The organism is Pseudomonas sp. FP2196, from assembly GCF_030687715.1.
Taxonomy (GTDB): Bacteria; Pseudomonadota; Gammaproteobacteria; order Pseudomonadales; family Pseudomonadaceae; genus Aquipseudomonas.
In genome coordinates this window covers 4,842,603-4,860,729 of sequence record NZ_CP117445.1, presented here as the reverse complement: position 1 = coordinate 4,860,729, position 18,127 = coordinate 4,842,603, and the positions used below count along the sequence as shown (strand labels likewise).

Annotated in this window: 16 protein-coding genes; 5 read left to right on the top strand and 11 right to left on the bottom strand. The window is 60.0% G+C overall.

All coding sequences use genetic code 11. The features are described from left to right. Positions 1 to 177 precede the first annotated feature (177 nt). The 8 genes from PSH79_RS21725 to PSH79_RS21690 form a co-directional block, all read right to left on the bottom strand. Positions 178 to 1,278, bottom strand: a complete 1,101-nt coding sequence (locus tag PSH79_RS21725) for a DUF1513 domain-containing protein (RefSeq protein ID WP_305439523.1) — start codon at positions 1,276 to 1,278, stop codon at positions 178 to 180. A gap of 14 nt (positions 1,279 to 1,292) precedes the next feature. Then, entirely contained in the window at positions 1,293 to 2,357 is a 1,065-nt protein-coding gene (locus PSH79_RS21720; protein ID WP_123529992.1) for an imelysin family protein, read from the bottom strand. Between the two features lie 26 nt (positions 2,358 to 2,383). Beyond that, a complete protein-coding gene (locus tag PSH79_RS21715) occupies positions 2,384 to 3,811 on the bottom strand; it encodes a di-heme oxidoredictase family protein (RefSeq protein WP_305439522.1) in 1,428 nt (475 codons plus the stop codon). Positions 3,812 to 4,085: 274 nt separating this feature from the next. After that, positions 4,086 to 5,432, bottom strand: a complete 1,347-nt coding sequence (locus PSH79_RS21710; RefSeq protein WP_305439521.1) for an imelysin family protein — start codon at positions 5,430 to 5,432, stop codon at positions 4,086 to 4,088. 220 nt (positions 5,433 to 5,652) lie between these two features. Next, on the bottom strand, positions 5,653 to 7,704 hold the full coding sequence (locus PSH79_RS21705; RefSeq protein WP_305439520.1) for a bifunctional diguanylate cyclase/phosphodiesterase: 2,052 nt from the start codon (positions 7,702 to 7,704) through the stop codon (positions 5,653 to 5,655). A 342-nt stretch (positions 7,705 to 8,046) separates the two neighbouring features. Continuing rightward, positions 8,047 to 8,643 (bottom strand): superoxide dismutase, encoded by a 597-nt coding sequence (locus PSH79_RS21700; protein ID WP_042560704.1) that lies wholly within the window; start codon positions 8,641 to 8,643, stop codon positions 8,047 to 8,049. 176 nt (positions 8,644 to 8,819) lie between these two features. After that, positions 8,820 to 9,422, bottom strand: coding sequence for a LysE/ArgO family amino acid transporter (locus PSH79_RS21695; RefSeq protein ID WP_305439518.1), 603 nt, complete (start codon positions 9,420 to 9,422; stop codon positions 8,820 to 8,822). A 5-nt stretch (positions 9,423 to 9,427) separates the two neighbouring features. Next, on the bottom strand, positions 9,428 to 9,829 hold the full coding sequence (locus PSH79_RS21690) for an ACT domain-containing protein (RefSeq protein WP_305439517.1): 402 nt from the start codon (positions 9,827 to 9,829) through the stop codon (positions 9,428 to 9,430). Positions 9,830 to 9,925: 96 nt separating this feature from the next. Between PSH79_RS21690 and PSH79_RS21685 the strand changes: the two genes are divergently transcribed. From PSH79_RS21685 to PSH79_RS21670, 4 genes are all read left to right on the top strand, one after another. Continuing rightward, on the top strand, positions 9,926 to 10,819 hold the full coding sequence (locus PSH79_RS21685) for a LysR family transcriptional regulator ArgP (protein WP_305439515.1): 894 nt from the start codon (positions 9,926 to 9,928) through the stop codon (positions 10,817 to 10,819). Between the two features lie 54 nt (positions 10,820 to 10,873). Then, positions 10,874 to 11,866, top strand: a complete 993-nt coding sequence (locus PSH79_RS21680; protein ID WP_305439513.1) for an NAD(P)-dependent oxidoreductase — start codon at positions 10,874 to 10,876, stop codon at positions 11,864 to 11,866. 116 nt (positions 11,867 to 11,982) lie between these two features. After that, on the top strand, positions 11,983 to 12,837 hold the full coding sequence (locus PSH79_RS21675; RefSeq protein WP_305439512.1) for an ATPase: 855 nt from the start codon (positions 11,983 to 11,985) through the stop codon (positions 12,835 to 12,837). 115 nt (positions 12,838 to 12,952) lie between these two features. Continuing rightward, positions 12,953 to 13,801: a cache domain-containing protein gene (locus PSH79_RS21670; RefSeq protein ID WP_305439511.1), complete on the top strand. Its 849-nt coding sequence runs from the start codon at positions 12,953 to 12,955 to the stop codon at positions 13,799 to 13,801. Positions 13,802 to 13,922: 121 nt separating this feature from the next. Here PSH79_RS21670 and PSH79_RS21665 read toward each other — a convergent pair whose 3' ends face one another. After that, positions 13,923 to 15,440: an MDR family MFS transporter gene (locus PSH79_RS21665; protein ID WP_305439510.1), complete on the bottom strand. Its 1,518-nt coding sequence runs from the start codon at positions 15,438 to 15,440 to the stop codon at positions 13,923 to 13,925. 72 nt (positions 15,441 to 15,512) lie between these two features. Further along, positions 15,513 to 16,706: a 4-hydroxybenzoate 3-monooxygenase gene (gene pobA / locus PSH79_RS21660; RefSeq protein WP_305439509.1), complete on the bottom strand. Its 1,194-nt coding sequence runs from the start codon at positions 16,704 to 16,706 to the stop codon at positions 15,513 to 15,515. A gap of 178 nt (positions 16,707 to 16,884) precedes the next feature. On the opposite strand from pobA, the gene PSH79_RS21655 reads away from it, so the two are divergent. After that, positions 16,885 to 17,769 (top strand): helix-turn-helix domain-containing protein, encoded by an 885-nt coding sequence (locus PSH79_RS21655; protein ID WP_305439508.1) that lies wholly within the window; start codon positions 16,885 to 16,887, stop codon positions 17,767 to 17,769. A 130-nt stretch (positions 17,770 to 17,899) separates the two neighbouring features. Here PSH79_RS21655 and PSH79_RS21650 read toward each other — a convergent pair whose 3' ends face one another. Further along, on the bottom strand, positions 17,900 to 18,076 hold the full coding sequence (locus PSH79_RS21650; protein ID WP_203419290.1) for a hypothetical protein: 177 nt from the start codon (positions 18,074 to 18,076) through the stop codon (positions 17,900 to 17,902). Positions 18,077 to 18,127: the final 51 nt, after the last annotated feature.

The window sequence follows — 18,127 nt, the reverse complement described above, 5'->3', positions numbered from 1 at the left end:
GCTGAACACAAAAACCGTGGTGAGGGGATTTATCCCCGACCGGCTGCGCAGCAGGCGTAAACCCGTCGCACGCCGTTCAGTTGATAAACCGCGGTTGCTGGTTTGGGGCGGCTTCGCCACCCATCGGGGATAAATCCCCTCACCACAAAGTTCTGTGAACGCAGGGATATTACTGGTTCACGCCATCAGATGAAGATGGTTGTCCCAGAGCCCCGCCGGCAATTCCAGCGGTTTGGCCAGCAGTTCATCCTGACGGCAATCGTAGTAACGGCAGCGCCCCTGGCCCGAGGTCACGACAAAACCGTCCTGCACCGCACCGACGCCGGCGCAATCAGGCAACGGTGCGTCGAGGCGTACTTCGCCGCTGTCCAGATCCCAGATAAAGAAGCGATTGCCGCGCGGTGCGGTCAACGCCACCAGACGCAAATCGCTGTGCACTGCGACACTGGCGGTGTAGTGACCCATCGATTGCAACTGATGCTCCGGCACCGGGAACGCCGTGAACGGCTGGCCTGGACGTTTGATCGCCAGCAGCTCCGAACGCTCGTGGGACGCGCCCATGAATTGCTGACCGGCGACGATGGTGCCGTCGCTGGCAATCCCCAGGTGGCGCACGCTGTTCATCTGTTGGGCGAGGGTTTCCTTGCTCAGCAGGGTGCCGTCGCGCTGCATCAATACCAGGCTTGGCTCCATGGCGTTGAGGTTCATGTCGACGCGACTTTCCGCCTCGGTACGAATCCCGCCGTTGGCCACCACCAGCGTCTCGCCATCGGGCATCCATGACACCTGATGCGGACCGAGACCGTGGGTGGAAATTTCACCGCTGTGCACCAGCCGCTCGCCTTCGAACTTGTACACCCCGAGCAGGCCACGACCGGGATCAGTGGTGTCGTTTTCGGTGGCATACAGGTATTCGCCGTCCTTGTGCACCACGGCGTGGCCGTAGAAATGCCGGTTCGGCTGCGACGTCACGGTTTGCAGCAACGTGCCGTCGCGCAGGTCGATCAGATAGCTTTCGGTGCCCGGGCGGCGGGCGACGAACAGCGCAATCGACAGCGTCGGGTGGTTGATGATGTCGTGGCAACGCTGGCCGACTTGCGTGGCGAACACCCGCGTGCCATCCAGTCGGTAACCGACGGCGTAGTGTTTGCCGTCGGTATCGTCGCGCGCCGAGAGCAACAACGGGCTCTGATCCTTGCGCTTGAACAGCGTCCAGCCGCCCAGTGTCACTGCTCCCAGCAGCAAACTACCTAAAGTCAGAGCCTGGCGTCGCAGCATGGCACTTGCCCTCATCAGTCACCGTCGTTGGCGTTGAAGCCCAGTTGGATGCCCAGCGCCTTGGCCAGTTCGCCTTCGTGCAGGCGATGGACGACGTTCAGGCTGTCGTAGATGTCGTTCAGTTGCTGGCGACCCGCGTCGTCTTCGAGCATTTCGCCGAGCGAACGCTGGGTGCTATCGAACAGTTTCAGCGACGCGGCATAAGCAGCGTCGATCTTGTCCGCCAGCGGTTTTTGCTCAGCCGGCAGCAGGCCGCGCAGGCCTTTGTTGTCGACGCCTTCCCAAACGGTTTTGGCGGCGGCAAGGCTCGCTTCCAGTGCGGTCAGGGACGATTGGCTGCGCCATGCATCGGCCTGGAACGGCTGTGGCACGCCTTTGCTCTGGCGGCCCATTGGCGTGCCGAGTTTTTTCTTCAGGGTGTCGAGTGCAGTGACCTGCACACGCAGCAGATCGGCGATCGCTTCGTGGGAGTCGGCGTAACGCTGGTTGGGGAACTTGCTCATCTGCGCGAGCATGCCGTCGGTGTTGTTCCAGCTTTGCAGAATCTCTTCGGCCAGTTGCTTCTGGCGTTCGCCGATGGCGATCAGCAGTGGGCAGTACTTGGCTTTCTGTGCATCGTTGGCGACGTCAGGCTTGGCATCGAACAGGATGTACTCGTAAGCCGACAGGCCCTGAACCACCACGCTCGATTTGGCCAGTGCGGCAGCATCGATTTGCGGCTGGGCAACGACCAGTTGCTCGACCTGACGGCCGACGAGGTTTTTCTTGTCCGGCCAGAACTGCACCTGCCACGAACGGTTGCCCTCGGCCAGTGGACCGATCAGCAGCGGTTGCAACTCGGCCCAGGCTTTCTGCGCATGCAGGAAGTCGGCGCGGGCGGTTTCCAGGGTTTCTTTGCCCTGGCAGTAGGCGAGGGCGCTGACGGCCAGTTGCTTGTCGGCTTCAACCCAACGGGTGTAGGTCGGCAGAATCACCGATTTGGCGATAGCGGCCGAAGTGACGGCTTGCGGATCCTGCGGCGAGCAAGCGCCGAGGGCGAGCGCGGCAAGGCTGGTGAACAACAACTTGGGACGGAACATGTCGGGCTCCCGATTCTTTTACGTGTTTAAAGTGAATTCAGAAACGCCAGCAGCGCGGCACGCTGCCCGGCATTGAAAGATAAAACCTGTTGCTGGGCCGCTTTCGCTTCGCCGCCGTGCCAGAGCACCGCTTCGAGCAGATTGCGCGCGCGACCGTCATGCAAAAACTGGGTGTGGCCACTGACCGCTTGCGTCAGGCCGATCCCCCACAACGGCGGCGTGCGCCAGTCGCGGCCGGAGGCCTGGAATTCCGTGCGGTTGTCGGCCAGACCGTCGCCCATGTCATGCAGCAGCAGATCGCTGTACGGGCGAATCACTTGATTGGCCAGTTCAGGTTCGGCCGCGTTGGCGGCAGTGGTGTATTTCGGCGTGTGGCACGACTGGCAGCCGGCCTGGAAAAACAGATTCTTGCCGGCCAGCACTTGTTCGTCATTGACGCCACGTCGGGCGGGGACGGCGAGGTTGCGACTGTAGAACAGCACCAGACGCAGAATGTTGTCGCTGACTTCCGGCTCGCCGTCCGGGCCATTGCCATTCGGTGCCTGCTTGCAAGCGGTTTGCGCGTCGGTGCAGTCATCGAAGGGTCTCAGGCTGGTCGTGAGGCCCATATCACCTGAAAACGCGTGAACATTCTGTTGATTGAGGTTCGGCTGCCCGGCTTTCCAGCCAAATCGGCCGATCACGGTTTTCTGCAACGCGTCGTCCCAAACCCGGTTTGGCCGACCGTTGATGCCGTTTTTCTCTTTGGCCTGCGCGGCGGCATTGGCGAGGATTGCGTCTTCGGGGATCGCTTCGAGCAGGCCGAGGCCGATCATCGGCGGCGCGACCCGCGCGGAGAAACGCGTATCCGGGTGCATCGGCCCGTAGCCGAGCTGGCTGATCTGCAAGACCGGTTTGCGCAGTTCGACTTCGGTGCCGTCCTTGAAGCGCACGGGTACTGGCGTGTAGTCGACTCGCACTTTGCCTTCCGGAGTGACGCCGGGCACCGCCATGTCCTGGAACTGGCCACCGTAGACCGGCTCCGGCACCACACCGACCTGCTCGATCAGCTTGGCAAACTCCGGCGAATCGGGAATCGACAGGCGTACCAGCATCGATACCGCGTTGGTCGCGCCGGTTTCTGGCGGATGACCGCGACCGTCCTTGATGTGGCAGTTCTGGCAGGCGTTGGTGTTGAACAGCGGGCCGAGGCCGTCGCGCGCGGTGGTGGTCGACGGGGCGATCACCCAAGGGCTGCGGAAGAAACTGTTGCCAACGCTGAAATCCACCCGGCGCGACGGCGGCAGGTTGGCCGAAGGCAGGGAAAACGCGTTCTGATCGGTCTTGCGCACGGTCGCCGCGCCCCCCGAACGTGCTTCACCGGGCTCGGCCTGGGTAAAACGCGGGGCGTCATCGCAAGCACTCAGGCCCAGGGCCAGAAACAGTGCGGACAAGCGAAGAGGCAGCGAGGGCATCAGACATCCTGCTAGAGGTGCGAAAACAAAGGCGCAAAGTCTAACAGGGCGAGGGAGTTTGAATAAGAGGAATTATCGTTTGCTTGATGTGGGGCAGATCCCTGGGCCAATGCAAAACCCTGTAGGAGCTGCCGCAGGCTGCGATCTGTTGATTTTGCTTTAAAACAACAAGATCAAAAGATCGCAGCCTGCGGCAGCTCCTACATGTGGGGGCGCTTTTGCAGGCATGAAAAAGGCGACCCGAAGGTCGCCTTTTTTAACGCGGACGCTGTGATCAGAACTCGTGATCAGCGTTGTCCGGGTTCAGGTCGCTGATGCCCAGCTTGCCGGCTGCGGCTTCGATCGAACCGGTCTGCTTGACCAGCGATGCGATAGCGTCGCGAACGACCTGGTTGCCAGCGGTGTTGCCGGCCGCGATCAGTTGGTCGTAGTGCTCACCTTTCTTGGCGTGATCAACCATGACCTGGATCTTGGCTTCGGTAGCGGCCAGATCGGCTTTCAGCGCGGTGTCGGCAGCCGGGTCGGCCTTGGCCACCAGCGACGACAGGCTGGCGCCGGTCATTTTGGTGCCATCAACACGGGTGTACTCGCCCAGATAAACGTTACGAATGCCTTTGGCATCGTAGAAGTGCGAGTAGTGGGTGTTGTCGCTGAAGCAATCCTGTTCGTCTTCCGGGGAGTTGGCTTCCAGGGAAACCTTCATGCGCTCGCCCGCCAGTTCGCCCAGGGACAGACTGCCCATGCCGAAGAGCATTTTGCGCAGACCGGTTTCGCCCGGCTCGGCTTCCAGGGTGGCGCGGTAGTTGTCAGCCACGTTCGGCTTCCAGTTGCCGACCATTTCTTCCAGGTCGCTGACCAGCAGTTGGGTCACGGACTTCAGGTAGGCACGACGACGATCATTGTGACCGCCAGTGGCGCCGGCGCCTTCCAGGTAGTCCGAAGCCGGACGGTTGCCAGCGCCAGGGCCGGTGCCGTTCAGGTCCTGGCCCCAGAGCAGGAATTCGATGGCGTGATAGCCGGTAGCGACGTTGGCTTCGGAACCGCCCAGCTCGTTCAAGCTGGCGAGTTTTTCCGGGGTGATGTCTTTGACATCGACCTTGTCTTCGCCGACCTGTACTTCGGTGTTGGCGATGATATTGGCAGTGGCGCCCGGGTTACCCAGTGCGTGCTCGTAGGATTTGTCGACGTAGTCGATCAGACCCTCGTCCAGTGGCCAGGCGTTAACCTGACCTTCCCAGTCGTCGATGATGGTGTTGCCGAAGCGGAACACTTCGCTCTGCAGGTAAGGCACGCGAGCGGCGACCCAGGCAGCCTTGGCGGCTTTCAGGGTGTCGGCGTTCGGCTTGGCGAGGAAAGCGTCGATGGCGGTTTGCAGGGTTTTCGCGGTGGATTCGGCATCGCTGTAAACGGCGAAGACCATGTCGGCGTAGTGCGCGACCACTGCCTTGGCAGCGGCTTCGTCGACTTTACCGGCAGCGGCAGGCGCGGCGGCTGGAGCGGCGGCGGTGGCGGCTGGAGTCGGCGTGGCCGGGGCGGCAGCCTTGTCTTTGCCTTCGCCGCAACCGGCGAGGGAAATAGCGATGGCCAGCAGACTGGCGGTAGCCAGAGGCATACGAATCATGGCGAACATCCTGCTTCGGTAGTTGAGTGGACTCGCGCTGGGGGCGCAAAACTGCGACATAATGCAAATCTTTCGCATTATGTGTAAAGGGTAGTGCTTGGAAATATTTCTTATTCGCGCCTCAAGATCAAAAGAACGCAGCCTGCGGCCGCTCCCACAGGAGAACGCATTTCAAATGTAGGAGCTGTCGAGTGAAACGAGGCTGCGATCTTTTGATCTTCTAGAGGATTGCCGCGTTACTGCGCTGTGCCTGCTTGAGGTAGGCACTGAGCTCCCGCGCCGGCAGCGGCTTGCTGTAGTGGTAACCCTGACCTTCGTGGCAGCCTTCGGAGATGATGTAGCTTTCCTGTTCAGCGGTTTCCACGCCCTCGGCAATGACCTGCATGCCGAGACTCTTGCCCAGTTGAATGATCGCGCGAACGATGGTCGCGTCATCGTCGTCATCCAGCAGATCCTGGACGAAGCTCTTGTCGATCTTGATCTTGTCCAGCGGCAGACTTTTCAGATAGCTCAGTGACGAATACCCGGTGCCAAAGTCGTCGATGGCGATCAACGCGCCGGAGCGACGCAGGCTCAGCAGGTGCTGGGCGGCGGTGCTGATGTCTTCCATCAGGCCGGTTTCGGTGACTTCCAGTTCCAGGCTGCGCGGTGGCAGGCGGTACATCTGCAACAGGTTGTTGACCACCCGCGGCAACTCGGCGTGGTGCAGTTGCACGGTGGACAGGTTGACCGCCATGCGCAGATCGGCGAAGCCCTGATCGTGCCATTCGCGCAACTGCTTGCAGGCCTGATCGAGCACCCACTCGCCGATGGCGATGATCGTGCCGTTCTGCTCGGCCAGCGGAATGAACAAGTCCGGCGGCACCAGACCGTGTTCCGGATGCTGCCAGCGAATCAGCGCCTCGACCCCGACCACGCGGTGATCGCGGTAGCTGATCTGCGGTTGATAGACGAGGTAGAACTGATTGCGCACCAAGGCATCGCGCAGGTCTTTTTCCAGTTCGCGACGGCGGCGCATCTCGCTGTCGACGCTGGCGATGTAGAACTGATAACGGTTGCGCGAGCGAGTCTTGGCCAGCGTCATGGTCTGTTCGGCTTTCTGCAACAGCTTCTCGGTGCTGTCGCCATCTTCGGGGAACAGGGTGATGCCGATGGTCGCGCGCAGGCGGATCTCCTGATGATCGAGGGCAAACGCCGCTTCCAGGTCATCGAGAATGCTTTGCGCCAGTTCGGCAGCTTCGTAAGGCTGTTCGATATCGGCCTGCACCAGGGCGAACTGGTCGCCGCCCAAACGGGCGAGGGCGCCTAGTCGGCCGCTGTGGGCGCGCAGGCGATCAGCCAGGGCCAGCAATAATTGGTCGCCGGTCTGGTAGCTGAACTGCTCGTTGATGCCTTTGAAATCATCCAGCCCTACACACAACACTGCGACCCGACGCTGCAGCTTGCCGGCGTCGACCAGAATTTTGTCCAGTTGCTGCTGCAATTGCTGACGGTTTGGCAGGCCGGTGAGGAAGTCGTACTGGGCCATGCGCAGCAGGCTGTTTTCCGCTTCGTGGCGCAGATGGGTATTGCGTTCGATGGATTCGAGCAATTGGTTGGCGGTGTTGATCCAAAGGCCGAGTTCGTTCTTTTCGTGGCCCTTGAGCTGCGGAATCTTGTGTTCGCTGGGGCGATCCGGATTGATTTCGGTCAAATGCTCGATGATCCGCGACAGCGGTTTGGTCAACAGCCAGTGATAAACCAGATACAGCACCAGGCCCATGGCCAAGGCCCGCAGCACGCCGGAAATGAAGATGATCACCGAGCTGACGATAAAACCCTCGCCATAAGTGGCGGTGTCGAGGGTGATGCTCAAGTCGCCGTAGTACTCGCTGTAAGGTCCACGTCCCACCAGCTGGGTGGTGAAGGTGCGTTCTTGTCCAAGAATCAGGTCGGTCAGCCAGCGGCTGTTGGAATGCTGCAACTCACGGGACTTCTGCGCCAGCATCGCTTCGTTGGGGTGGCCGATGGAGGCTTGGCGTACTGCATCGTCCTGAAACAGGCCTTCGATCACCTGCATGCCCATCTCCCGATCCAGGCTATAGACGGCCTGAGTGGAGGGATCACGGAACATGTCGAGGATGCGCTCGGCGTCGCCCGCCACGGCCTGACGGGTTTTATAAGCGTCGAAAACGATCTGCGCGCAGCTCAAGACCACGCCGACGATCAATGCTGACAGGAGCACGACCCGGAGCAACTTCACCGACAAGCTGTTCTTGAGTTCCAGCTTCAAAGGGTTATTCCTTGTTCCGTGCGGGTAGCGTCAGTTTGCCATGAGTATTGGCAATCCCGTGTTTGCAGTCAAAGGGACAATCAGGCCCCAAGTCATTCGCCTGTGGTCTTGGCGCAAATGCTGCTGTCTGGAGTATTTGTCCTATTTGTACTATGTCGGTAGTTTCGGCCCTCAACTTGAGCGGTGCGCAAGAAATTTTCCTCTGGTTGATGTTAGTCCGCTGTGGCTCGGCGACAAGCGTTCAAAGCCAGCTTTGCTTGTGAGAGAAATGCTCTCCCTGTGGACATAAATCACAGGCATAAAAAACCCGGCAACAGCCGGGTTTTTTGTCTGGCGCGCAGCTTAAGCGGTGAAGGTTTTGCCTTCGAACTGCTCAGCAACGAACTTCCAGTTGACCAGGTTCCAGAACGCTTCGACGTACTTCGGACGAACGTTGCGGTAGTCGATGTAGTAAGCGTGTTCCCAGACATCGCAGGTCAGCAGCGGAGTGTCGCCGCTGGTCAGCGGGTTGCCGGCGCCGATGGTGCTGGCCAGAGCCAGGGAACCGTCAGCCTTTTTCACCAGCCAGCCCCAGCCGGAACCGAAGGTGCCGATCGAGGTTTTGCTGAACTCTTCCTTGAACTTGTCGAACGAACCGAACGCAGCGTTGATGGCTTCAGCCAGCGCGCCGGTTGGTTGACCGCCGGCGTTTGGTGCCAGGCAGTTCCAGTAGAAAGTGTGGTTCCAGACCTGAGCGGCGTTGTTGAAGATGCCGCCCGAGGAAGTCTTGACGATTTCTTCCAGGGTTTTGCCTTCGAACTCGGTGCCTGGCACCAGGTTGTTCAGGTTCACGACATAGGTGTTGTGGTGCTTGTCGTGGTGAAATTCCAGGGTTTCCTTGGAAATGTGCGGCTGCAGGGCATCGTGTGCGTAAGGCAGCGGCGGCAATTCGAAAGCCATGATGATTCTCCTAATCAGGTCTGTTGCGGTGAGCGCAAGGCCGATCACGGGCGGCCAGAAATGCACCGGCGAGTTTTTACTCTTTGCGGCGCAGGGTTCGGATCATAGCACCGGGGTTGCGGCTTAACCACGCAACAACTGTGTGGGATAGAGGTTCCAGAGCTGTTTGGAATAAGTCAGGACGCCAATATCAGCTGTCCGGCCACCGTAAACATCATCACCGCCACCAACAGATCGAGAATCCGCCAGGTACTTGGCCGGGCCAACCATGGTGCGAGCCATGCAGCGCCCAGCGCCAACGTGAAAAACCACAGCAGCGAAGCACTCGCCGCGCCAACGACATACGCCCCCGGCACCGATTGCTGCGCGCCCAGCGAACCGATCAACAGCACGGTATCGAGATAAACGTGCGGGTTGAGCAGCGTCACCGCCAACGCGCTGAGCATCACCGCCCGCAGCGAGCGAACCGTCTGATTCTCGCCCTGATTCAGGCTCTGTTTCGAAAACGCCCGGCGCAGCGCCTGGCTGCCGTACCAGATCAGAAAAACAGCGCCACCCCAGCGCGCCACCGCCAGCAACGTCGGGTTCTGCGCCAGCACGGTTGCGAGGCCGAAAACACCCGCGGCCACCAGCAGTGCATCGCATGCAACGCACAGCGCGGCGACCGGCAAGTGATGCTCACGGCGCAGACTCTGCGCCAATACAAAGGCGTTCTGCGTACCGATGGCCATGATCAGCCCCAACGCCACCAATAAGCCGTTCACATAGCTTTGCCACATAAGATTTACTCCGCGTTGGCCGCGAGATCACGCAGCACTTGCATGGCGCGTTCGGCATCGGCCTGGCCGACGAACAAATGATCGTGGTAGTAACCGGCGATCACGTTGCAGCTGATCCCGGCCTTGCCCAGCGCGGTGGCGAACGCAGCGGTGAGGCCAACGGCTTCCAGCGCCGAATGCACGTTCAATGTGATCCACGCGGCCACGTAGTCGAAACTGAGCCCGGCCTGTTCGGCGTGGGAGCGCTGCACGATCACCGTCAGGCCTTCCTGCTCGCGAAAGCTGCCGACAATCTCCAGGCCCCTTGGCAACTGGCCGCCGGGCAGAGTGCAAAACACGTATTCGCCTGCGTTGAGCTGCGGGCTCATGCTGCGCAGCAGGGTCGTGAGTGAGGTTTCGCCAGCCATGAACGTAGTCCTTGATAAAGAGTGCTTGCTGGCTATTCTCCCGTCAGTAGCTGTATAAGAAAAACCAATACTGCTGATCGCTCATTAGGAAAACTGATGTTCGACTATAAATTACTGTCTGCGCTGGCCGCTGTGGTTGAGCAGGCTGGATTCGAACGCGCCGCGCAGGTGCTGGGCTTGTCGCAATCGGCGATATCGCAGCGGATCAAATTGCTGGAGGCGCGGGTTGGCCAGCCGGTGCTGGTGCGTGGCACGCCGCCGGCGCCAACCGAAATCGGCCGGCGCCTGCTCAACCATGTGCAGCAGGTGCGTCTGCTTGAGCGCGACTTGCAGACGCTCGTGCCGGCGTTGGACGAAGAGGGCTTGCCAGAACGTTTGCGTATCGCAATCAATGCCGACAGCCTGGCGACTTGGTGGGCCGAGGCGGTGGGGGATTTCTGCGCCGACCAGCATTTGTTGCTGGATCTGGTGGTGGAAGACCAGACCGTCGGCCTCAAACGCATGCGCGCCGGTGAAGTGGCTGCGTGCGTCTGCGCCAGCGAGCGACCCGTGGCTGGCGCGCGCAGCGTGTTGCTAGGGGCAATGCGTTATCGCGCGCTCGCCAGCCCGGCGTTTATCGAACGGCATTTCCCCGGTGGCGTGCGCGCCGAACAACTGCCGCGCACCCCGGCGCTGGTGTTTGGCCCGGACGATTTTCTCCAGCATCGCTACCTGGCATCCCTCGGCGTCGATGGCGGTTTCGAGCACCATTTGTGCCCGTCCTCCGAGGGTTTTATCCGCCTGACTGAGGCCGGATTGGGCTGGGGCCTGGTGCCGGAACTGCAAGTGCGTGAGCAATTGCAACGCGGGGTGTTGCGCGAGCTGTTGCCAGATAAACCGATCGACGTGCCGTTGTACTGGCATCATTGGCGCAATGGCGGTCAGTTGCTGGGCTTGCTGACCGAGCAGTTGGTGCGTTCTTCACCCCAATGGTTGGTGCCGTTGAACTGACGGCCAGCGTCAAGACACACGAATCAGGCAAAACGAAAGACATCGGAGCTTTACATGAAAATTCTGGTCACCGGCGCAAGCGGCTTCATTGGCGGGCGCTTTGCGCGTTTCGCTCTGGAGCAGGGCCTGGACGTGCGGGTCAACGGTCGCCGGGCCGAGAGCGTCGAACATCTGGTGCGTCGTGGCGCCGAGTTTGTACCCGGCGATCTGACTGACCCGGATCTGGTGCGTGAACTCTGCGCCGACGTCGAAGCCGTGGTGCATTGTGCGGGCGCTGTCGGGCTGTGGGGGCGTTATCAGGACTTTCATCAAGGCAACGTGCAGGTTACTGAAAATGTCGTCGAGGCTTGCCTGAAGCAGCGGGTTCGGCGGCTGGTGCATCTGTCATCGCCGTCGATCTATTTCGATGGCCGTGACCACTTCGACCTGACCGAAGAACAAGTGCCCAAGCGCTTCAAGCATCACTACGCTGCGACCAAGTATCTGGCCGAGCAAAAGGTCTTCGGCGCACAGGAATTCGGCCTGGAAACCATCGCCCTGCGTCCGCGTTTTGTCACCGGTGCCGGCGACATGAGCATTTTCCCGCGACTGTTGAACATGCAGCGCAAGGGCCGTCTGGCGATCATCGGCAATGGTCTGAACAAGGTCGATTTCACCAGCGTGCACAACCTCAACGAAGCCATGCTCAGCAGCTTGCTGGCCGCCGGCTCCGCGCTGGGCAAGGCGTACAACATCAGTAATGGCGCGCCGGTACCGCTGTGGGATGTGGTCAATTACGTGATGCGCAAAATGGAAGTCCCACAGGTCACCAAGTACCGTTCCTACGGGCTGGCCTACAGCGTCGCGGCGCTCAACGAAGGCGCGTGCAAACTCTGGCCGGGGCGTCCGGAGCCAACGCTGTCGCGCTTGGGCATGCAGGTAATGAACAAAAATTTCACCCTCGACATCAGCCGTGCCCGGCATTATCTGGATTACGATCCGAAAGTCAGCCTGTGGACGGCCCTCGACGAGTTCTGCGGCTGGTGGAAAGCCCAGGACATTCGTTGAAACGATTCGGCCGGGCGGCGATGAACCGCATCGCCGGTTGAGGGTCAATCCCTGCGGCTGTGGGGTTTATACTTCGCGTCAATCTGCCATCACCGCGTTTCACAAAGGTTGCCTCAATGTCCATGCGTAATGATGCCCACGACGATTTCGATGATGTACCGAGCCTGCGTGCCGACACCTTCGACGACGATGACATTCCGACCACTGCCCGCACCGCCGTGCACTCGCGCACACCGCCCGTGGTCAAGGTCAAGGCGGCCAGCACCGGGCCGTTGTGGGCGCTGGTCGGCGCCTTGTTTTTTGCCTTTATCGGTCTGGCCTGGTGGAGCTTTCAGCAGATTTCGCTGATGGAGCAGCAACTGGTGGCGACCCAGGAAAGTTTCGCGCGTATCAGTGAGGAAGCGGCCGGGCGCCTGCAGGATATTTCCGGCAAGGTCGTGGCCAGCCAGAGTAACGTCAGCAGCGACAGCGAAGCCTTGAAGCTGCAGATCAAGCAACTGGAAGGCAAACTGCTGGATCAGAGCAAACAGCAGCAGGGCGTGGCCGGTCAGGCCAGCGATCTGGACAAACGTCTGGCGCAGATGACCGCGCAGACCACTGAACAGCAGAACGCCAATACCCAGTTGCAGGCGCAGGTCAAAGCCCTGAGCGCCGAACTGGCGAGCGTGAAAAGCACACCGGCCGATACCAGCAAGGTCGACGCCCAGCTCAAGGCCTTCGATGCCCAGTTCAAGAGCCTTGGCGCCGACATCGCTGCACTGAAGAAACAGGGCAATCCGAGCGCGGCGATTGATCGTCTGGAACAGGAAATCGTCGTCCTCAAAAGCGAACAGGACAACCGCCCGGCAGCCCCTCAGGGTGGCGGCAACACGGCCGAGTTCGACGCGTTCCGTGGGCAGATGACCCGCAACATCAATACGCTGTCGGCGCAGATCCAGAATTTGCAGCAGCAAATCAACGCCCGACCGTAGTGATTGATCAACTCTGGTGAGGGGATTGTGTAATCCCCTGCATCATTGTGAATATCCATACATGACCCCAAGCCGTCTACGCTCTTGAAACACCAACAAGAACGAGGGATGCGCTATGGGGTTTTTGCATAAAGTGGCCTGGCTCGGCGTGATGTTACTGGCGGGTTTCGGTCAGGCCAGCGCCGCAACCACCGCCAAGGATGACAGCGAGGCTGCCATCGCCTTGCTGGAAAAGGCCTTGGCCTATTACCACGACAACGGCGACAAGGCGTTCGCCGCATTCAGTCGTCAGGGCGAGTTTGTCGACAAGGATCGCTACGTGTTCGTGGTCGACACCAAAGGCGTGATGCTCGCCAGCGGCGGGCCATCGTCAGCGTTGATCGGTCGTGACGTGAGCGATGTGCTCGGCCCGGATCTGCAAAAAACCTTCAAGGACGCCTTGAAAGTGCCGGAGGGCAACGGCATCCAGCAAGCCGAGTACCGCTGGCAGAACTGGGCTGACGGCAAGGTCGAGCGCAAGCATGTGTTCTATCAGCGCGTCGGTCAGCGGATTCTGGCGGTCGGTTATTACTTGCCACGGGCGTCAGCCGAGCAGGCGATGGCGTTGCTGAACAAGGCGGCGACCGATCTGGGCAAAGACGAGAAGGGCACGCTGACCGCAATCAATTCGCTCAAGGGTGGTTATTTGCAGGATGACCTGTATGTGTTCGTGGTCGATCTGGACACCCGGCGCTACGTCGCACACGGCACCAATCTGCGCCTGATCAACACTGACTTCAGCAAGATCAAGGACCCGGAAGGCAAACCGGTGGGCGAGCCGATTCTGGCGCTGATCGCCAAGCAGGATTATGGCGAATACCAATACCGCTGGAAAAACCCGGTGACCGGCAAGGTCGAGGACAAGCATGCCTACCTGAAGAAGGTCGGGCACTTTCTGGTGGCGGTGGGTTACTACAGCCCTTGAATGAAACGCCATTGTAGGAGTGAGCCTGCTCGCGATAGCGTTGCAACAGTCGACATCAATGTTGTCTGACACACCGCTATCGCGAGCAGGCTCACTCCTGCAGGGTTTTGTGTTGTTTCTGCTATTTGGCGCCGTGCTCGCGCCCACGCAGCAAGTTGTTCGGCATCGCGATCGCCGCCGCCAGCCCCAGCAGCGAAACCGCCGCGCTGACCCACAGCAAATGCCGGAAGGTCAGCGAAAGCTCCGCACGCAAGGCGTTCTGCGCGTCACCCGGCGCGGCGTTCAAACCATCGAGCAGCACGTTGCCCGAATGCCCCTCGCTCATCAGCGAACTGCTCGCCAGATGGGCGAAGCTTGAGTCCTGTAAAAACGCCAGCAGCAGCGCCGACATCAACGCCACACCCACCGCGCCGCCCAGCGAGCGGAACAGGTTGGTGGTGCTGGTGGCCACGCCGATGTCGCGCTGTTCCACCGAGTTCTGCGTGCCGACCAGTGACGTCGGGAACTGCATGCCGCCGGCAATCCCGCTGAACAACATGAACAGACCACTCATGACTGTGGCCTCAGGCGGACTGAACGCCATGCCGAGAATCGAGATCGGCATCAGGATCGCGCCGGTCAGAATCTGCGGTTTGTAGCGCCCGGTCACCGAGGTGCGACGCCCGGCAAAGAAGGCGCCGATCGGCAGGCCCATGGCCAATGGCAGCAAGTGCAACGCGGCGCTGTCGGCCCCAGCGCCGGTGACCGTTTGAAAGCGCAGCGGCATCAGCACGATCAGCGAAATCGCTTGGAAACTGGTGAAGAAAATCGTGCACCAGCACAGCAGGGCGTTGCGATTGGCGAACAGGTGCATCGGCAGCAACGGCTCAAGTGCACGCCGCTCATGCCAGACAAACATCGCCAACACCACGACCGCACAAGCGAACAGCCCAAGCACTTCGCTGCTGCGCCACGAATGGCCCTGACCGACCTGAGTGATACCGAGCAGCAAGGCCGTCAGGCCGATGATCATCAGCACTGTGCCGAGGTAATCGATGATCGGCTTGCGTTGTGGAATCGGCAGCCCGCGCAAGTTGCGATTGGCCACCCACCAGGCGCCAAGGCCCAGCGGCAGGTTGATCAGAAACACCCAGCGCCACGACAGGTACTCGGTCATGTAGCCACCGAGCACCGGGCCGGCGACGCTCGCGACCGCGTACATGCTGCTGAAATAACCCTGATAGCGGCCACGTTCGCGCGGCGGCACGATGTCGCCGATGATCGCCTGGCTTACCGAAATCATCCCGCCGGCGCCGATGCCCTGAAGAATTCGCGCCAGCACCAGTTGTTCCATGCTCTGGGCCATGCCGCAAAACAGCGAAGCCAGTGTGAACAGGCCCATGCCGAACAGCATCAGTTTGCGCCGCCCGTACAGATCGCCGAGCTTGCCGTAGATCGGCACCGCGACGGTCATCGCCACCATGTAACCGGAAATCACCCAGGCCAGCAGGCTGACGTCCTTGAATTGTGCAGAGATGGCCGGCATCGACACGGCGACGATGGTTTGGTCCAGCGCGCCAAGGAAGATTGCCATCATCAGCGCGACCAGCACGCTGCGAATGGCCGGTTTGGGCGTTTCAGGCTGGTTGAGATTGGACACGGACAGAACCTGCGGGCAGAGATGAACCCGCTGGCGAGCGGGGGATGCTCGCCAGTGTAAGTCGATAGCAGGCTATTCGATAGCCTCGTACGGAAGCCCGACGTAATTTTCTGCAATGGTTTTTCGGCCCGCTTCCGAGCTGACAAAGTAGTCCAGTTCCGAGGCGCTGATGCGTTGGCTGAAGTCATCGTGATCGTCGAAGCGATGCAGCATTGACGTCATCCACCAGGAAAACCGCTCGGCCTTCCAGACCCGACGCAGGCAGACCTCGGAATATTTCTCCAGCAGATCGATGCGACCGTCGCGGTACACCTTCAACAGAATATTGAACAATGTGCTGACGTCGCTGGCGGCCAGGTTCAAGCCCTTCGCGCCCGTGGGCGGGACGATGTGCGCCGCGTCGCCGACCAGAAACATCCGGCCGTATTGCATCGGTTCGACCACGAAACTGCGCAGTGGCGCGATGCTTTTTTCGATTGACGGGCCAGTGACCAGTTTCTCTGCCAGCTCTGACGGCAGGCGCTTTTTCAGCTCATCCCAGAAGCGCTGATCGCTCCAGTTGTCGACGTTTTCATCTGCAGGCACTTGCAGGTAGTAACGAGTGCGAACCGCTGACCGCATGCTGCACAAGGCAAACCCGCGTTCATGGCGGGCGTAGACCAGTTCGTCTTGCACTGGCGGAGTGTCGGCCAGAATCCCCAGCCAGCCGAACGGATAAACCCGTTCGAAGACCTTCAGGCAATCTGCCGGAATCGACTGGCGGGCGACGCCGTGGAAACCGTCGCAACCGGCGATGTAATCGCAATCGACGCGCCAGGTTTCGCCGTCCTTTTCGAAGGTGACGAAGGCTTCGTCGCTTTTCATGCCGTGGGGTATGACATCACTCGCCTGATAAATCGTCGTTGCCCCGGCCTCCCGACGAGCGGCCATCAGGTCGCGGGTGACTTCGGTCTGGCCGTAGATCATCACGGTCTTGCCGCCGGTCAACGCATGCAGATCAATGTGTACCTGACGCCCGTCCAGCGCCAGATCGAAACCGCCGTGAACCAGACCTTCGGCGTCCATGCGCTGACTCACGCCGGCCTGTCGCAACAGCTCTACCATGCCTTGTTCAAGCACACCGGCACGGATGCGCCCGAGCACATAATCGGGTGCCTGGCGTTCGAGGATGAGGGTGTCGATGCCGGCGTTGTGCAGCAACTGACCGAGGAGCAATCCGGATGGACCGGCGCCAATGATGGCGACTTGGGTTTTCAGCGTTTTCATTGTTTTTATGGCTCGCAAGCTTCACGCGGCCAAGGCCGGTGAATGATTTTTATGGATCGAGTGCTTGCATTTTTCCCTTGCGGGTCTGTCAATTGAAGGTGAAAACTGAGCCGATACCTGTACATTCTGCCAATCGGTGCGATTATCGCCCGTAACCCTAGAGGCCTGGATTGAAGTGATGAACAAGCCTGAGCTGCCTTCGATTCCGGTGTTCAAGCTCTACGGTGAAAGCCTGGACTGGCCGACCCCGGACTTGCTGCACTGTGAAACCATTTCCTCACGCAGTCGCGAACATCAATGGGAAATCAAACCCCACCGCCACGCCGATTTGTGCCAGCTGCTCTTCGTCTTCAAAGGTCAGGCAGAGCTTGAGATCGAAGGTCAGCGCACTCAGCTTCAAACGCCTGCCATTCAAGTACTGCCAGCGCTATCGGTGCATGGCTTCCGTTTTTCCGAGGACATCGAAGGATTCGTCGTCACGCTCGCCACGCCGCTGATCAATCACTTGCAGGCGCAACTGGGCAACGCGGTTCACGCGCTCGCCCAGGCCGATAGCTATCCGGCGGGCAATGACGGTGATTACCTGAATAGTTTGTTTACGGCGTTGCAGGCCGAGTACAACGGCCATCAACCCGCGCGGGAAATGCTCATGCATTCGCTGGTCAGCGTGATCATGGTCTGGGTCAGCCGTCAGGCGATCGTTCGCCATAACGCCAGCCAGCGGCCGCAACGCCAGCGCGAATACCTCGCCGGGTTTATTCAATTGGTGGAGGAAACTTACCGCCAGCATGTGAAGGTCGAAGATCTGGCCCATCGACTGGGCATTTCGGTGTCACACCTCAATGGCACATGCCGTGAGCTGGCGGGGCAACCGGCGTTGCAGATCATGCACGAACGCCAGTTACTGGAAGCCAAGCGTCTGCTGACCTACACCAGCATGACGATTTATGAGATGTCGGAATTGTTGGGATTTTCCGATCCGACCAACTTCACACGCCTGTTTCGGCGCCGGGTGGGGATTTCGCCAAAGGCGTTTCGCGACCGCCTCAAGGCCGAGCAGTGAATCTGTAACCACCACAAATCCCCTGTAGGAGTGAGCCTGCTCGCGATAGCGCCGTCATGATCAATATTGCAGGTGACTGACACACGATATCGCGAACAGGCTCACTCCTGCAGGGTTCGCTTCAGCTACATCAGCGCAACGCGTTCAGCGTAGCGTTGTGCGGAATGCAGCGCTCGTAGTTGCAACTCGCGTATTCGCGGGGCAGTTGTCGCAGTTGCTCGACCCGCCAGGCTGCGGTGCCGTACAACGCCAGCGTGGCAGCGCAGGTGATGAAAATCGCGAAGTATCTTCTTGTTTTGATGTTCATGGTGTTCGACCTCTGAACGAATACCCTTGGGTACTGCTTTCAGCATAGAAC

Excerpts from the sequence above, each read along its gene's own strand:
- pobA (WP_305439509.1), bottom strand. The coding sequence starts at position 16,706 with ATGAAAACGCTGAAAACCCAAGTCGCCATCATTGGCGCCGGTCCATCC.
- PSH79_RS21655 (WP_305439508.1), top strand. The coding sequence starts at position 16,885 with ATGAACAAGCCTGAGCTGCCTTCGATTCCGGTGTTCAAGCTCTACGGT.
- PSH79_RS21700 (WP_042560704.1), bottom strand. The coding sequence starts at position 8,643 with ATGGCTTTCGAATTGCCGCCGCTGCCTTACGCACACGATGCCCTGCAG.
- PSH79_RS21680 (WP_305439513.1), top strand. The coding sequence starts at position 10,874 with ATGAAAATTCTGGTCACCGGCGCAAGCGGCTTCATTGGCGGGCGCTTT.
- PSH79_RS21675 (WP_305439512.1), top strand. The coding sequence starts at position 11,983 with ATGTCCATGCGTAATGATGCCCACGACGATTTCGATGATGTACCGAGC.
- PSH79_RS21690 (WP_305439517.1), bottom strand. The coding sequence starts at position 9,829 with ATGGCTGGCGAAACCTCACTCACGACCCTGCTGCGCAGCATGAGCCCG.
- PSH79_RS21685 (WP_305439515.1), top strand. The coding sequence starts at position 9,926 with ATGTTCGACTATAAATTACTGTCTGCGCTGGCCGCTGTGGTTGAGCAG.
- PSH79_RS21725 (WP_305439523.1), bottom strand. The coding sequence starts at position 1,278 with ATGCTGCGACGCCAGGCTCTGACTTTAGGTAGTTTGCTGCTGGGAGCA.
- PSH79_RS21710 (WP_305439521.1), bottom strand. The coding sequence starts at position 5,432 with ATGATTCGTATGCCTCTGGCTACCGCCAGTCTGCTGGCCATCGCTATT.
- PSH79_RS21720 (WP_123529992.1), bottom strand. The coding sequence starts at position 2,357 with ATGTTCCGTCCCAAGTTGTTGTTCACCAGCCTTGCCGCGCTCGCCCTC.
- PSH79_RS21715 (WP_305439522.1), bottom strand. The coding sequence starts at position 3,811 with ATGCCCTCGCTGCCTCTTCGCTTGTCCGCACTGTTTCTGGCCCTGGGC.
- PSH79_RS21670 (WP_305439511.1), top strand. The coding sequence starts at position 12,953 with ATGGGGTTTTTGCATAAAGTGGCCTGGCTCGGCGTGATGTTACTGGCG.
- PSH79_RS21695 (WP_305439518.1), bottom strand. The coding sequence starts at position 9,422 with ATGTGGCAAAGCTATGTGAACGGCTTATTGGTGGCGTTGGGGCTGATC.
- PSH79_RS21650 (WP_203419290.1), bottom strand. The coding sequence starts at position 18,076 with ATGAACATCAAAACAAGAAGATACTTCGCGATTTTCATCACCTGCGCT.